Raw genomic sequence first — 13927 nt, 5'->3', positions numbered from 1 at the left:
TGATTCTGTTGATTCTTTTGTTATTGCTCAAATTCTTAGGTTCGGTGAGTTTTCTGTTTCTCATTTTTCTGATGAGGATACTTTTGCTCTTAGAAATCTTTCTAGGTTTAGGTTTGCTCTTGTTGATGAAGCTTCTGATTGGAAGAGAAAGCTTGTTGCTATTTTAGATCAGGTTTTTCCTGAGTATTCTTCGCTTTTTTCTAATATCTATGGCGTCGCTTCTAAAGAGCTTTTAAGTAAGTATTCTTTACCTGAAGATATGATTTCTATTCCTGCTGATGAGCTTGCTATGCTTTTGTCTAAGTGTAGTAAGGGGCACTTTGGTATTGATAAGGCTAAAGAAATCCAAGAGAAGGCTTCTAATTCTTTTGGTGTTAAGTTTGCTTTGAAGTCTTTTTCTTTTCAAATTAAACAGATTATTGCTCAAATTTCTTTTCTTGAAGATCAAATAGCTGATATCGAAGATGAAATTTCTTCTATGATTAATTCTTTATGCCCTGTTATTACTTCTATCACTGGTATTGGTGATGTCTTAGCGCTGCTATTTTCTCAGAAATCGGTGATGTTTCACGATTTGAGAGAGCTAATCAGTTAGTTGCTTATGCTGGTTTAGATGTTGCTGTTAAGCAATCTGGAAATTTTAATGCTACCGATACTAAGATTTCTAAACGTGGTTCTCCTTATCTTAGACGTGCTATTTGGCTTGCTGCTAGTGTTGCTGCCTTTAAAGATCCTGCTCTGTCTGTGTATTATCAAAAACTTAGACAAAGGGGTAAAGCTCATGGTACAGCTATTGGTGCAGTTGCTAGAAAACTTACTAACATTATTTTTGCTGTTTTGAGGGATAACAAAGCTTACATACCTAATATTTAATTGTTATTTAGTTTTCTAAGCCTAATTTTTAGGCTTGTTTGACGTGCCATAAATTACAAGATTAATTATTTTCTATTTTCTCTTGACATTTGATAGCTGGTCTAAATTGTGACAACTTACATAATGCCCTTCTTCTACTTCCCTAAATTCTGGCTCTTCTTTTTTACAAATTTCTGTAGCAAAAGGACATCTTTCATGAAACCTACAACCTTTTGGCGGATTAATCGCCGATGGAACTTCTCCTTCTAACTTTATTCTTTTTAAAGATCTAGTAAGTTTGGGATCTGGAACTGGTATGGCTGTGAGCAATGATTTGGTGTAAGGGTGAAGGGGATTTTCATAAAGCCTTTCGGCGTCAACAAGTTCAACCATCTTACCCAAATACATTACTCCAATCCTATCTGATATATGTTTAACTACTGATAAGTCATGGGCTATAAATAAATATGTAAGACCCAATTCTTTTTGCATATCTTCAAGCATATTTACAATTTGAGCTTGAATTGAAACATCCAAGGCCGAAATCGGCTCATCACAAACTATAAATTCTGGCTCAACTGCAAGGGCTCTTGCAATTCCTATCCTTTGTTGCTGACCTCCGGAAAATTCATGAGGATACCTATTTGAATGTTCTTCATTTAGGCCAACTGTTCTTAAAAGTTCATTTATTCTTTCTTGCCTATTTTTTTTATAAAGGCCGTGAATATCGAGTGCTTCTCCGACAATTTCTTGAACTGTCATTCTTGGATCAAGGGATGCTGATGGGTCTTGGAAAATAATTTGCATTTTTCTTCTTAACTTATACATTTCTGGGCGAATATTTTTTTCGCTATCAAAAATTGTTTCTCCATCATAAATTATTTTTCCACTCGTTGGTTCATGTAATCTTAAAATTGTTCTGCCAAGAGTTGTCTTTCCACAACCAGATTCTCCTACAACCCCTAGAGTTTCTCCTTTTTTTATATAAAAGGATACATCATCTACTGCGTGAACTTCATTTGATTTATTTAAGGAAGATTGAACTTTAAAATGTTTTACTATATTTTCGCAAATTAATAATTTATTATCTTCCATCTACTAACTCCTTTACGTGTAGGAAACATTTTGATTTATGTCCATTTTCCATCTCAATCATTGGTGGCTCTTGTCTTAGGCAAATGTTCATACAATAATCACACCTTGCTGAAAAACCACAACCTTTTGGTGGATTTAGCATGTCAACTGGGCTTCCCTTTATACTTTCAAGCCTTGTTTGTTCTTTAGAATCAATCCTTGGCATTGACTTTAAAAGTCCTTTTGTGTATGGATGTTGGGGGTTGTAAAATATTTCTTCAACGCTTGCTTGCTCAACTATTCTTCCTGCATACATTACAGAAACCTTATCGCAAATTTGTGCAACTACTGCCAGGTTATGGGTGATAAAAATTACACTCATTTTGGTTCTTTCTTGAAATTCTTTTATCAATTCTAGAATTTGAGCTTGAATTGTAACATCAAGAGCTGTTGTTGGCTCATCTGCTATCAAAATATCTGGTTCGCAAATAAGTCCCATTCCAATCATAACCCTTTGTCTCATTCCTCCCGATAATTCGTGAGGGTATTGTTTCATACGTCTTTTAGGATTTGAAATTCCTACATTTTCTAACATTTCAACTGCTTTTTTATAGGCCTCGTCCTTGGAGCATTTTTTATGGACCAAAAGGGCCTCCATCAATTGGTTTCCTATTGTATAAACTGGATTTAGGCAAGTCATAGGATTTTGAAAAATCATCGAACACTTATCTCCCCTAAATTCACTCATTTTTTGTTTATCATAATCAAGAACATTTTCTCCTTTATAGAGAATTTTTCCTGACTTTACCCTTCCTGGATCTTGCAAAAGTCCCATTATTCCATAACTTTCTACAGATTTTCCAGAGCCTGATTCTCCAACAATACACATAATTTCATTTTCATAAAGGGTGTAGCTTATAGAGTCAACTGCCTTTACTTCTCCAACAGGTGTGTCAAAGGAAATAGATAAATCTTCAATTTTTAATACTTCTTTTTTATTTTCTTTTAAATTTTCCATAATACACCTATTTCTTTAACCTTGGATCTAGAGCATCTCTTAGTCCATCTGCAAATAAATTTAAGGATAAGATCATCAAACTTAATAATAAGGAAGGAATTATTAGTCTATAAGCGTAAGAATAAATTCCTCCAAGGGCATCTGCTGCCAAGGCACCAAGGGATGTCATAGGAGCTGAAACTCCTATTCCCAAAAATGATAAGAATGATTCTAGAAATATTGCTGATGGTATTTGCATAGCAGTCATAACTATTACTTGACCAATACAATTTGGAAACAAGTGCCTTCTAATAATTCTTTTTTTAGAACCACCCAAGGCCTCAACTGCTGTAACAAATTCTTGTTTTTTTAACATCAAGACTTGTCCTCTAATAATTCTTGCCATTCCTACCCAATAAAGTAGGCCAAAGGCAATAAAGATAGAAATAAGGGCAGGTCCTAAAACACCGATTTTTTTTGCTATTTCTGATGTCGATGAGTTTACAAAAGATTTCATTGGTTGAGATATACCAATTGATAATAAAATTACAACAAGTACATCTGGTATTGAATAAATAAGATCTAAAAATCTCATCATAAAAGCATCAACTTTCCCACCAAAATATCCTGAAATTGCACCATAGGCTGTACCTATTACTAAAACTATTAAGGATGCAAAAATTCCTACAATTAGTGAAACTCTTGTTCCATACATAGTACGAACCATAAGGTCACGGCCCAATTTGTCAGTTCCAAAAGGATATCTAAGACAAGGAAACAAATTTTCATCTCCCCTATATTGGGTAGTATAATCGCCCTTTACAAAGAAAGGTCCAATAAAGGCAAATATACAAACTATAATCAAAAATCCAAGAGAAACCATAGCAACCTTATTTTCTTTTAGCCTCCTTAAAGCATCTTGAAAATAAGAAGTTGGAGGAGTTTTGGTCATGAAATTTTCTTTATCATTTTCAGATGCCAAATCAAAATCATCATCTGAAAAATCACTTTCAGAAAATTCAAATTCCTCTAATTTTAATTTTGAATTTAAACTAAATAAATCTTCCATCACTAATCTCCTTTAGTTAAGTCAATTCTTGGATCTATAAACCTATACAAGATATCAACAACCATATTCATAACAATAACCATAAAGGCAAAAAATAAGGTTGTAGCCATAATTATAGGATAATCTCTATTTAAGACAGAATTTATAAAGTATCTACCAAGTCCTTGAACAGAAAAAACTGATTCAACAACCATAGATCCTGTAATAATTCCTGCAGTCAAAGGTCCAAGATAAGTTAGAACTGGAATAAAGGCATTTTTTAGGGCGTGCTTAAATAAAATTTTACTTTCAGGTACTCCCTTTGCCCTTGCAGTTCTAATATAATCTTGACTAATAGCATCAAGCATTGATGATCTTGACAACCTGGCAATGTAGCACATAGGATAAAATCCTAAAGAAAAACATGGCATAAAATATGAACCTATAGTATTAAGTCCCATAGTTGGGAAAATTTTTAATTTCACACCAAAAAATAAAAGTAAGAGAGTTGCCACTACAAAGCCAGGAGCTGAAATCCCTATAGTTGTCAAAATCCTCAAAAATGAATCCAACTTTTTGCCCCTGTTATAGGCTGCAAGGGAACCTAAAGGAACCCCAACTAAAGTCGCCCACAAAAGAGCAATAAGTCCAAGTTTTACACTTGTTGGAAGCATTTCTTTTATAATCTCAATAACTGGTCTGTTTTTTTGCATTTTCAAAGATACACCAAATTCTCCGTGAAGAGCATTTACTATAAATCTTTTTAATTGGACTGAATAAGGTTGGTCCAAACCATATTTTTTATTTAAAGCCTCGAGCACCTCAGGTGATTGGGATTTTTCACTAGCAAAAGGTGAACCAGGTACGAGCTTCATTAGAAAAAAAGTAATACAAGTAACCAAAAGCAAAACTGCTATGGCTTGTAAAATTCTCTTTATTATGTACTTAATCATATCTCCTCCTTGTTGTTATCAATTATATACTTTATCGAATTAAATTGCAAGCACGATAAAGTTATATATTGATAACGTTTTAAATGTTTATATATCAAGCAAAAAGTCCAAACTTCTAAAAATATTAATAAAAATATTTTTCCAAAAAAATTAATTTATTTAAAAAATCTTCCTATAAATAAGAGCTATCAAAAATTTTTTTAATAATTATTTGTTTTCAATACAATTTCTACAAATTTCAAAAATTAACCACTCGGTTAAAATTAAATACCACTTGTCAAAATTTTGTGGTTTTAAAAATAATTTATCTGTATCATATAGATATAAGGAGGGCCTATGAAAGTTGAGATAATAATTGATGAAAATCTAGATGAAAGCTTGGTAAAAATATATGCTCCTTCATATAACGAAGATATTGAAAATATAAAAAGAAGTCTGGAAGCCACTTCTGTTGACATGGTCGTAGCCTTTAAAGAAGATGAAATATATCTATTGGAATATGAAGAAATAATCAGGTGTATTACTAAGGATAAAAATGTATTTATTCAAAGTAAAGATGGGGAATATAAGGCAAGAATGAGATTATACGAACTTTATGAAAGGTTAAATAAGAATAAATTTATAAAAATATCAAGGTATGAAATTATAAATCTTGATTATGTAAAAAAATTAGATCTTTCTTTTAAAGGAACCATAGCAGTAGAATTTAAAAACGGAAGCATTTCCTATGTTTCTAGAAGATATTTAAAAGAATTTAAAAAAGCCCTAGGCTTTTAGGAGGAAATTATGAAGGATTTAACAAAATTATTAAGGTCATTTTTAATAGGAATAGGAATTGGAAGTATTATAGAAATAATTCTATCCCTTATGGCAGGAGAGCTTATTTTGGGAGTTCCAGAATTTTTAAAAGGACAAGACTCTATCTTAAAGGCAAGAATAATAGAGTTATTCTTGTATGGGGGATTTGGAATCATCTCTTTTATTGGTAATAAAATAATAAAAGGTGATAATTTGTTAAGGGCAAGTATATTACATTTTCTAATCTTAACCATATACTTTATATTAGTAGGATTTTACTTAAAATGGCTACCTGATATTATTACTGCCCTCATATCTTTAATATTTTTTATTCTAATATATTTGATAATTTGGTCAGTAATATATTTTTCAACCAAATCTGAAATAGAAAAATTAAATGAAAAATTGAAATAAAAAACTGTTAAGATTTTACTCTTAACAGTCTAGACTGTTGACAAAGTATACAAATCCTCACGCTAAGAATATCATACGAAAAAAATTGATTTGATTTCAAATTTGAAAATTCGTAAAAAATCGCAATGTTCGAGCATCAGCGAGTTTGCGATTTTAGAATTTTAAATTTAGAAATCAACAATTTTTGGAGTTAGATATTTGTGCTTGAGGGTTTGTCTACACTCTGAACTGTTAATATTTTATTCTTAACAGTCTTTTTTTAATTTAAATAATCAATCATAGTTTTCTTATTAGGATCAATTTTTTCAAAATCTTTTGAAAAATCTTCTACTGCCCTATCAACATTCCTATCATCAACAAATTTATTAATTACATCTACCCCACAAGTGAGAGCTCCCACTCCGTATTCTATTAAATCAAGAGCTTGGTTTGAATTTTTAAAACTTGCTGCCAAAATTTCTGTTTCAAATTGGTTTGAATCTATAATATTTTGGATTTTTTTTACAACATAAAGTCCATCATATCCTAAATTATCAATCCTATTTACATAAGGAGCCACATATCTAGCCCCTGCTTTCATAGCAAGAAAGGCTTGCATTGGAGAATATATAGCTGTTGCTGTAACTTTAATATTTTCTTTTTTAAGCTCTTTCATAGCCTTAAAACCTTCTTTATTAGAAGGAATTTTTACAAAAGTATTTTCTCCAAACTCTTTTACTATTAATTTCGCTTCTTTTATTATATCCTTAGAATTTTTTGATAAAACTTGCACATGAAGCTCGTCTTGACCTATTATTTTTCTTATCTCACTTAATACATCCTTTGGTGATTGATCTTGCTTTGAAAGAATTGATGGATTTGTTGTAACTCCATCTACAAGATAATATTGATATATCTCTTTTATCTTTTCAATATTTGCATCATCTATTAATAGCTTCATATATAACTCCTTTTATTTTTATCCCCTAGTTTTTCCACCTGCAACATTTATGGTTACTCCGTGGATGTAGGATGACCTGTCGCTTGCTAAAAAGCAAACTAAATTTGCAACTTCAGAAAGCTTTCCGCTTCTTCCTAATGGAGTTGTTTTTGTTGATGAATATCCCTTTCTTAAATCATCTACAGATATAGACCTTGTATAAGCAAGAGCAGTTTCATATGATAAAGTTCTAAGCCCTGTAGCTTCCAAAATTCCAGGAGCAACACCTACAACACGGACTCCATATTTTCCAAGTTCTTTTGACCAAGACCTAGTAAAGGAGTTTACAGCATTTTTTGTAGCTGCATAAATAGATTGACCTTCACTACCTTCAAGACCTGATTCAGAACTCATATTAATTATTACCCCAGATTTTTGTTTTACAAATATTTTTGCTGCCTCTTGGGAACAATAAAATAATCCTTTAAGGTTTATATCAACTACCTTATCAAAAACTTTATCATCAAGCTCAAATTCGCTTTCTTCTTTTTTTGGATCTACTAAAAGTCTAGGTATATTTATTCCAGCATTGTTTACAATTGCATCTAGGCTTCCATATTTTTTTACACCATCAGCTATTGCTTCTTTTACATCTTTTCTGCTAGTTACATCACAAACTTTGTAAAGAAGATTTTTTTCATTTTCAAAATTAAATTCTGGTTTTTCTTTATTAATATCACAAGCAATAACATTAGCCCCAGATTCTAACAATCCTTCAGTTACTGCTTTTCCAATTCCAGATGCTGCTCCAGTTACAAGTACAGCTTTATTTTCTAATCCTAACCAATCCATTTTATGCCTCCAATATTTTTATAGTTGATCCTATTTCTAACTTATTTAAATTTCCATTTTCACAAATTATTGCCCCAGGTAATAAATCATCTAAATTTTCTGATAAATTAACAGTTAAATGACCTAAATTTTCTAAATTTGTTTGAGCTTCTTCTCCAACGGCCAATATTTTTACTTTTGATCCATCAACTTCAAAATAATCGCCTGCTTTAATTTGTCCATTGACTTTTTTGATATCTATTAAATGGCAATAATCTTTTAAAGTATCAGGTGCATTATCACCAAAAAATATAATCATTTCACTTCCGAACTCTTCTACTAATTCTCCTTGAGCTTTAACTTTATTTTCGTAAATAGCTTTCATTATTACTCCTAATATAATCCAAATGATGCAAGATATCCTACTATTACTCTTGGTACTCCTATAAGAAATCTTGAATACATAACAGATACTACTCCAACTTCTACTGTTTCTTTTTCTGCTTCAGCAAGTCCCAATCCAACTGGTATAAAATCACAAGCGTTTTGTGTATTTATAGCAAATAGTGCTGGTAGTGCAAGATTTGGTGCAATATTTCCCCTTGCTATTTCACTACCAATCAATGTTCCTATAACTTGACTTATAACAGCTCCTGGTCCCAATAAGGCTGATAAAACAGGAAGTGAACAAACTAAACCTAAAATTACAAGGCCAACAATATTATTTGCAAGAGGTATTAATAATTTTGCAAACCAATTACCAAATCCTGATCCTTGAATTATACCTATAAGCATAGATACAAATGCCATAAATGGAAGGATTGTATTTAAAACAGTTTGTACAGAATCTCTTCCTGCTTGGAAGAAAATATCTATAACCCTACCTGTTCCCATACCAACTTTTTGGATAAATGAATTTCCAGATTGTTCTGCTAAGGTTTCAGAAACTTTTTTATCACTTGAGTAAGAAACTTTCTTATCTTCTTTCTTATTGTTTTCAGAAACATTTTCTGTGATCTCATCTTTTGACAAAGCCTTAATTTGATTTAAGCCTACATCAGAAACATAAATATCTTCTGTTATATAATTTGCTAGTGGACCTGATTTTCCAGTTGCCATAATATTTATAGTAGGTATTCCTTTTTTAGGATAAATTCCACACCTTAAAGTTCCACCACAATCTATAATTACTGCGAAAATTTTTTCTTCTGCTACAGAAGTTTTAAATCCATTAACTGCTTGGCAACCTGTAAGTTCAACAATTTTATCAACTATATCTGGTTTTGCTCCACCACCTGTTATATATAAAAGTGTATCTTTTTCTCCCTCAGGGCCTATTTCCAATGGTCCGCCAAATCCTGCATGACCTTTTTCTATTCTAATTTTAGTCATTGTGAGCCTCCACATCTATGCTTCTTTTTAATTTTATATTTTGTTGTTTTTCAACATATTTTGTTGTAAAATCTGTTATCCATCCTGCTAAAAAGTTCATTACCAAACCTACAAGCATATATCTTATAGCTAAAGGTACTGTTGATAGACCAAGTTTTTCAACCCCTTGAGCTATTCCTAACCAAACAAATAATTCTCCAGGATTTATGTGTGGGAAAATACCATTGTTTGTATGGCAGTGATAAGCTGCTGATGCATAGTAGGAAGGTTTTTGTGCTTCAGGTAAGAATTTTCCCATTGATAATGCCATAGGATTACCTAGCATAAATGCTGAAACAAATGGAAGGACTCCATAAGCTAATAATTTATTTTTCGAACATAATTTTCCAAATTTATTAACTCTTTCAGCTCCTATAATTGCTATTAATGCGTTCATAAATACTAAAAGTAAAAGTACCTTAGGTACAATACCTGTCATCCAACTTACTAGAGTCTCTGCTCCAAGCTCAAATAATCCTATAAAGGATTGAGCGAGATTTACTAAAAAATCCATAAATTTTCTCCTTATTTTTTATTTTATTTTTTAAAAAAGCCAAAAGCTTTTTGTAGAGGCGATTTTTCCATTTCTATCTTTTCTCCATTTAATGCTTTAATAAAATTTTCCCTTGCATTTAAAATAGCTAAAGATAGGTTTTTGTCTAACTTTAATCCTTTTACAAGCTCTTGATCTAAATCTTTTATATTGGCATTATTAAAAGTATCTTCTTTTTTAAATCTAGCAAATACTGAAACACCTTTAATATAAGCGTAATTTTTAATATTTCCTATATCATCTACAGAAAATAAAACTATAGAACCTGCCCTAATAGCTCCTTTTTTTATACCTATAGCAACTTTTCCATCTTTGATAAATTCATTAAAATATTTTTTAAAAGAATTCATCTGTAAAAAAGTAAATAAATATTGCAGTAGGTACATAAAAAGTATAAAAATACCTAAAATTATCAAATTGTTCATAGTATTTCTCCTTATCTAAATAAATTTGTATCCTTGATAAAAAATTCCATTAGTTTAGGGTAAGATTTTATCTTAGATATTTTTTCAACTAAGTTCTCATCATTTGCTATAGTAACAATTTCGTCATATAGCTTTACCAAGACTTCATCTAAATTTTCTGGTAAACCAACTAAAAATATTAATTTTGGATAAGATTTCTCATTTATACCAAAAGCTACAGTAAGTTTATTTGCCTTTGCATGAGGAAAAGCTATACTTTGAGAGAAAATTGTTGAAGATTTCTTTTCTCTATCAATAACTTTTTGCTTGAAATCTTTTGAAATTAATCCTTCATTTTCTAATGAATCTAGCATATAGATAAGATTTTCATTAAAATCTACTCCATCTAATAAGAATAATTTTTGATCATTTAGCTCATTTAAAAATACAGATTTCAAGAATCTTTTATTTAAAACTAAATTCTTCTTTTCTTTAAGATTTTCAATTCTTTCCTTAATTATTGCAAAATTGTAGGCTTCTTTTCCACTTATCTGATTTATGTCTGTATCAATGTCCTTATTTGTTATAATAAGGTCAAAAGAATTTAAGTTTCCATCAATACTGTCTAATATACTTACAGATAAATCATTTCCAGGACTCATTGACTTTAGCTTCCTTTTTAAAGATTGGCCATTGATCTCATCAGATGTATAAATAGCAATTTTAAAGCTATTTTTATTTATCAAATCTAGTTTTTCAACTATATATATTTGAAAATATGAGGCCAAATAAGATTTCTCTGATTCATTTATATTTTTATCAAGCTTATCTTCTATAACCTTAGAAGCTATTTCTGCCATCTTATAAGCAACCCTATATTCCTTTTTAATCTCATCATTTAGGCTATTTTGTATCTTATAATCAAGTTTTATCCTATTTAAAAGAAAATATATATGGTAGGTAAATTCTTTTTTGACCTTTCCTAAGTCAACTTCAAGGTCCATTTGCTTTTTGATAGCCATAAAAATTTCTTCTATCAAATCATATATTTCATCCCCTATTTTTATATCTGAAATTTTATTTGTTATAAGAGGGGTTCTCATTCCCCTAATAGGTACAGTTATAAATTTCAATTCTTCATGGCTTAGGACAATCTCAAACATATGACTTACCTTATCTCTTAAGATATTTGCAATATCAAAGGAAAATTTATTTGAATCATAAGAATAATTATCTGAAAGATTTTCAATATTATGTCCCTTATTAATTCTAGAAATAGATACATTTAAAAACATTTTCATTTTTTCTATTGTATCCTCATCTATTAGGTAAGGTGATAAAATATCCTTAATTATCTTTGAAACTATTTTTGTATTTTTATTTTCTTTAATAATTTCATAGTAACAATTTTCGATAACAAAATTTCTTATATCTATTTCTTCACCTTGCAAACAAATACCTACATTGGGTTTACCTGATATCTTTAACCTATAATCTTTTATCAAATTGTTTAGTTTTTCTATATCCTTATTTAAGGTTGTCTTTGAAATCATCATTTCAAAAGATAAATCACCCATATTGGCTGTATCATTTAAAAATAGATATCCAATTATATAAATGAGTCTATACTTTTCATTATTAAAACTTTCTCCTTCTTTTTTTATTATGTTTACACATCTTTTGTATAGGTTATAATCATAAACAAAAAGTGAAAGCTTTTTATCTTTAAGGTTAACGAAAGCACAGTTTTGCATTTTTTTATTTAGTTGTTTTACATCATTAGACAAGGTTTTCTTGCTAACTTCTAATTTCTCCAATAATAATTCTTCACTTATAGAGCTTCTTTCAAGAATTTCAAGTAACTGAAGACTTCTATTTTCTATTTTTTTCCAAATCATATCCTCCCTCTTTCTATATAGTAATATTTTTACTAAAAAAATTAATATACACTTTTTCTAGTTTGAAGAAAAATGATTTGTTAACTAAAAAAATCTCAAGCCTAAGCTTGAGATTTCAATCTTTTTTATTTATTTTCTATTTGCTGTAGCTATTAGAGAAATTCCTGTTTCTGCTATATTTTCTATAACTACATCTCCAACATGAACTGGAGCTTTTATTTTTGCCTTATTTATTTCATTCATGGCTTCGTTCATTTTATTTTTTGGAATTGCATCGGCAGTTTTTACTGAAACTGAGTATTCTTTTCCACCATCAACTTTTACTGTAGAAGTTACAACTCTTACTGGATTTTTCACTTCGTTTCTTGCGTAAACTTCTCCTCTTTTACAAGTATTACCTGTTACATTTTCTACATTTCCATCTTCATCCATTGTTACTGTTACAAGGCAACCTAGAGGACAATTTATGCAGGTTAATTCTTTTTTCATATTTCCTCCAATTTTATTTCTATTTCTTTTGCATTTTCATCTATATCTTTTTTCTTTAGTATTAAATTTTCCATTTCACCTGGAGCGTATACTAATTTTCTTTTCTTTGTAACTTCTTTTCCATCTACATACATTTTTAAAACTCTGTTTTGGTAGACATTGTTTACCCTAAATCTTATTATTGCTTCATCTTGCATAGTATCTGGATTTATATATTGTGGAAGGGTATAAGATATTCCATCTCCAGCTTTTAAGTATATTGGATCTGTTTGAGATTTTTGGAATTTATCTTTTATATAATCTGCTGCATTTTTTGCTGCAAGTTCACTTTCTTCTGTTACATAATCTACTAAATCGTGTACGTGTAATACATTTCCTGCTGCAAATACTCCATCTACATTTGTCATTAGCCTATCAGAAACGATAGCTCCTTTTGTTTTTGGATCCATTTCTATGTGAGCTTGTTTGGTTAGTTCGTTTTCTGGTAAAAGTCCTACTGAAAGTAAGATTGTATCACAGTCAAAGTGTTTTTCTGTTCCTGGTATTACTTTCATGTTTTCATCAACTTTTGAAAGGGTACATCCTGTTACTCTTTCATATCCTTCTATTGATGAGATTGTTGTATTAAAATAAAGTGGAATATCAAAATCGTCCAAACATTGAACTATATTTCTTTTTAGTCCTCCGGAAAATGGCATAATTTCAGCAACACATTGAACGTCAGCACCTTCTAGGGTCATTCTTCTTGCCATAATCAATCCTATATCACCAGATCCTAAGATTACTACTTTTTTACCTGGCATATAGCCTTCAAGATTTATCATTCTTTGAGCTGTTCCTGCTGAATATACTCCTGCAGGTCTACTTCCTGGAATATTTAAGGCTCCTCTTGGCCTTTCCCTACAACCCATAGCAAGAATTACTGCCTTTGGTTTTATTGTAAACATTCCGTTTTCTTCGTTCATCAAAGTAATTGTTTTGTCATTTGCAAAATCTACTACTATTGTATTTAATAATACGTCTATATCTCTTTTTTCAACTTCATCTATAAATCTTTGAGCATATTCAGGACCTGTAAGTTCTTCTTTGAATCTATGAAGACCAAATCCGTTGTGGATACATTGGTTTAAAATTCCACCAAGCATTTCGTCTCTTTCAACTACTAATATATTTTTAATTCCTTCATCATAGGCACGAGCAGCAGCTCCAAGTCCTGCAGGACCTCCACCTATTACTACTAAATCATAATTTTTCATCTCAAATGCT

Annotated in this window: 15 protein-coding genes and 1 pseudogene; 3 read left to right on the top strand and 13 right to left on the bottom strand. The window is 30.5% G+C overall.

Annotation, left to right across the window (positions count from 1 at the left end):
* Positions 1-873: pseudogene (locus tag CJ192_RS09160) on the top strand (IS110 family RNA-guided transposase); the annotation flags it as partial.
* 72 nt (positions 874-945) lie between these two features.
* Here the strand turns inward: CJ192_RS09160 and CJ192_RS09155 are convergent.
* From CJ192_RS09155 to CJ192_RS09140, 4 genes are read right to left on the bottom strand one after another with little or no spacing between them, the layout of a single operon-like run.
* Complete coding sequence (locus CJ192_RS09155) at positions 946-1947, bottom strand: ABC transporter ATP-binding protein (protein ID WP_102198540.1); 1002 nt, start codon at positions 1945-1947, stop codon at positions 946-948.
* A complete protein-coding gene (locus tag CJ192_RS09150) occupies positions 1937-2944 on the bottom strand; it encodes an ABC transporter ATP-binding protein (protein ID WP_102198539.1) in 1008 nt (335 codons plus the stop codon). Before CJ192_RS09150 ends, CJ192_RS09155 begins: the two co-directional genes overlap by 11 nt.
* 7 nt (positions 2945-2951) lie before the next feature.
* Entirely contained in the window at positions 2952-3992 is a 1041-nt protein-coding gene (locus CJ192_RS09145) for an ABC transporter permease (protein ID WP_102198538.1), read from the bottom strand.
* Positions 3993-3994: 2 nt separating this feature from the next.
* Positions 3995-4924: an ABC transporter permease gene (locus tag CJ192_RS09140; protein ID WP_102198537.1), complete on the bottom strand. Its 930-nt coding sequence runs from the start codon at positions 4922-4924 to the stop codon at positions 3995-3997.
* Between the two features lie 336 nt (positions 4925-5260).
* On the opposite strand from CJ192_RS09140, the gene CJ192_RS09135 reads away from it, so the two are divergent.
* Both CJ192_RS09135 and CJ192_RS09130 read left to right on the top strand, forming a co-directional pair.
* Positions 5261-5701: a LytTR family DNA-binding domain-containing protein gene (locus CJ192_RS09135; RefSeq protein ID WP_102198536.1), complete on the top strand. Its 441-nt coding sequence runs from the start codon at positions 5261-5263 to the stop codon at positions 5699-5701.
* Positions 5702-5710: 9 nt separating this feature from the next.
* Positions 5711-6136 carry a DUF3021 family protein gene (locus CJ192_RS09130; RefSeq protein WP_102198535.1) on the top strand — a complete coding sequence of 142 codons (426 nt, stop codon included), beginning with the start codon at positions 5711-5713 and terminating at the stop codon, positions 6134-6136.
* Positions 6137-6395: 259 nt separating this feature from the next.
* On the opposite strand, the gene CJ192_RS09125 is transcribed toward CJ192_RS09130, so the two are convergent.
* The 9 genes from CJ192_RS09125 to CJ192_RS09085 all read right to left on the bottom strand — a co-directional run bounded on the left by CJ192_RS09125 (position 6396) and on the right by CJ192_RS09085 (position 13917).
* Entirely contained in the window at positions 6396-7076 is a 681-nt protein-coding gene (locus tag CJ192_RS09125) for a transaldolase family protein (RefSeq protein ID WP_102198534.1), read from the bottom strand.
* A gap of 18 nt (positions 7077-7094) precedes the next feature.
* Positions 7095-7907, bottom strand: coding sequence for an SDR family oxidoreductase (locus CJ192_RS09120; RefSeq protein WP_102198533.1), 813 nt, complete (start codon positions 7905-7907; stop codon positions 7095-7097).
* Position 7908: 1 nt separating this feature from the next.
* Positions 7909-8271, bottom strand: coding sequence for a PTS glucitol/sorbitol transporter subunit IIA (locus CJ192_RS09115; protein ID WP_102198532.1), 363 nt, complete (start codon positions 8269-8271; stop codon positions 7909-7911).
* An 8-nt stretch (positions 8272-8279) separates the two neighbouring features.
* On the bottom strand, positions 8280-9278 hold the full coding sequence (gene srlE, locus CJ192_RS09110; RefSeq protein WP_102198531.1) for a PTS glucitol/sorbitol transporter subunit IIB: 999 nt from the start codon (positions 9276-9278) through the stop codon (positions 8280-8282).
* The gene (gene srlA, locus CJ192_RS09105) at positions 9271-9831 is read right to left on the bottom strand and encodes a PTS glucitol/sorbitol transporter subunit IIC (RefSeq protein WP_102198530.1); all 561 of its coding nucleotides are present in this window, start codon (positions 9829-9831) and stop codon (positions 9271-9273) included. The genes srlE and srlA overlap by 8 nt, the downstream gene beginning before the upstream one ends.
* 23 nt (positions 9832-9854) lie before the next feature.
* Entirely contained in the window at positions 9855-10295 is a 441-nt protein-coding gene (locus CJ192_RS09100) for a transcriptional regulator GutM (RefSeq protein ID WP_102198529.1), read from the bottom strand.
* 11 nt (positions 10296-10306) lie between these two features.
* Positions 10307-12172 carry a BglG family transcription antiterminator gene (locus CJ192_RS09095; RefSeq protein WP_102198528.1) on the bottom strand — a complete coding sequence of 622 codons (1866 nt, stop codon included), beginning with the start codon at positions 12170-12172 and terminating at the stop codon, positions 10307-10309.
* Between the two features lie 129 nt (positions 12173-12301).
* Positions 12302-12661, bottom strand: coding sequence for a DUF1667 domain-containing protein (locus tag CJ192_RS09090; protein WP_004816908.1), 360 nt, complete (start codon positions 12659-12661; stop codon positions 12302-12304).
* The gene (locus tag CJ192_RS09085; RefSeq protein ID WP_102198527.1) at positions 12658-13917 is read right to left on the bottom strand and encodes an NAD(P)/FAD-dependent oxidoreductase; all 1260 of its coding nucleotides are present in this window, start codon (positions 13915-13917) and stop codon (positions 12658-12660) included. Before CJ192_RS09085 ends, CJ192_RS09090 begins: the two co-directional genes overlap by 4 nt.
* Positions 13918-13927 lie beyond the last annotated feature (10 nt).

It is taken from the genome of Anaerococcus hydrogenalis (assembly GCF_002871895.1).
GTDB lineage: Bacteria > Bacillota > Clostridia > Tissierellales > Peptoniphilaceae > Anaerococcus > Anaerococcus hydrogenalis.
Note: the sequence above shows the minus strand (reverse complement) of the source record. Positions and strands in the feature narration are given on the sequence as shown.

What these genes read in the sequence shown, in the direction of transcription:
- CJ192_RS09120 (WP_102198533.1), bottom strand. Translation starts at nt 7,907, where the DNA reads ATGGATTGGTTAGGATTAGAAAATAAAGCTGTACTTGTAACTGGAGCA.
- CJ192_RS09145 (WP_102198538.1), bottom strand. Translation starts at nt 3,992, where the DNA reads ATGGAAGATTTATTTAGTTTAAATTCAAAATTAAAATTAGAGGAATTT.
- CJ192_RS09135 (WP_102198536.1), top strand. Translation starts at nt 5,261, where the DNA reads ATGAAAGTTGAGATAATAATTGATGAAAATCTAGATGAAAGCTTGGTA.
- CJ192_RS09140 (WP_102198537.1), bottom strand. Translation starts at nt 4,924, where the DNA reads ATGATTAAGTACATAATAAAGAGAATTTTACAAGCCATAGCAGTTTTG.
- CJ192_RS09095 (WP_102198528.1), bottom strand. Translation starts at nt 12,172, where the DNA reads ATGATTTGGAAAAAAATAGAAAATAGAAGTCTTCAGTTACTTGAAATT.
- CJ192_RS09130 (WP_102198535.1), top strand. Translation starts at nt 5,711, where the DNA reads ATGAAGGATTTAACAAAATTATTAAGGTCATTTTTAATAGGAATAGGA.
- CJ192_RS09090 (WP_004816908.1), bottom strand. Translation starts at nt 12,661, where the DNA reads ATGAAAAAAGAATTAACCTGCATAAATTGTCCTCTAGGTTGCCTTGTA.
- srlA (WP_102198530.1), bottom strand. Translation starts at nt 9,831, where the DNA reads ATGGATTTTTTAGTAAATCTCGCTCAATCCTTTATAGGATTATTTGAG.
- CJ192_RS09125 (WP_102198534.1), bottom strand. Translation starts at nt 7,076, where the DNA reads ATGAAGCTATTAATAGATGATGCAAATATTGAAAAGATAAAAGAGATA.
- CJ192_RS09150 (WP_102198539.1), bottom strand. Translation starts at nt 2,944, where the DNA reads ATGGAAAATTTAAAAGAAAATAAAAAAGAAGTATTAAAAATTGAAGAT.
- CJ192_RS09085 (WP_102198527.1), bottom strand. Translation starts at nt 13,917, where the DNA reads ATGAAAAATTATGATTTAGTAGTAATAGGTGGAGGTCCTGCAGGACTT.
- srlE (WP_102198531.1), bottom strand. Translation starts at nt 9,278, where the DNA reads ATGACTAAAATTAGAATAGAAAAAGGTCATGCAGGATTTGGCGGACCA.
- CJ192_RS09115 (WP_102198532.1), bottom strand. Translation starts at nt 8,271, where the DNA reads ATGAAAGCTATTTACGAAAATAAAGTTAAAGCTCAAGGAGAATTAGTA.
- CJ192_RS09155 (WP_102198540.1), bottom strand. Translation starts at nt 1,947, where the DNA reads ATGGAAGATAATAAATTATTAATTTGCGAAAATATAGTAAAACATTTT.
- CJ192_RS09100 (WP_102198529.1), bottom strand. Translation starts at nt 10,295, where the DNA reads ATGAACAATTTGATAATTTTAGGTATTTTTATACTTTTTATGTACCTA.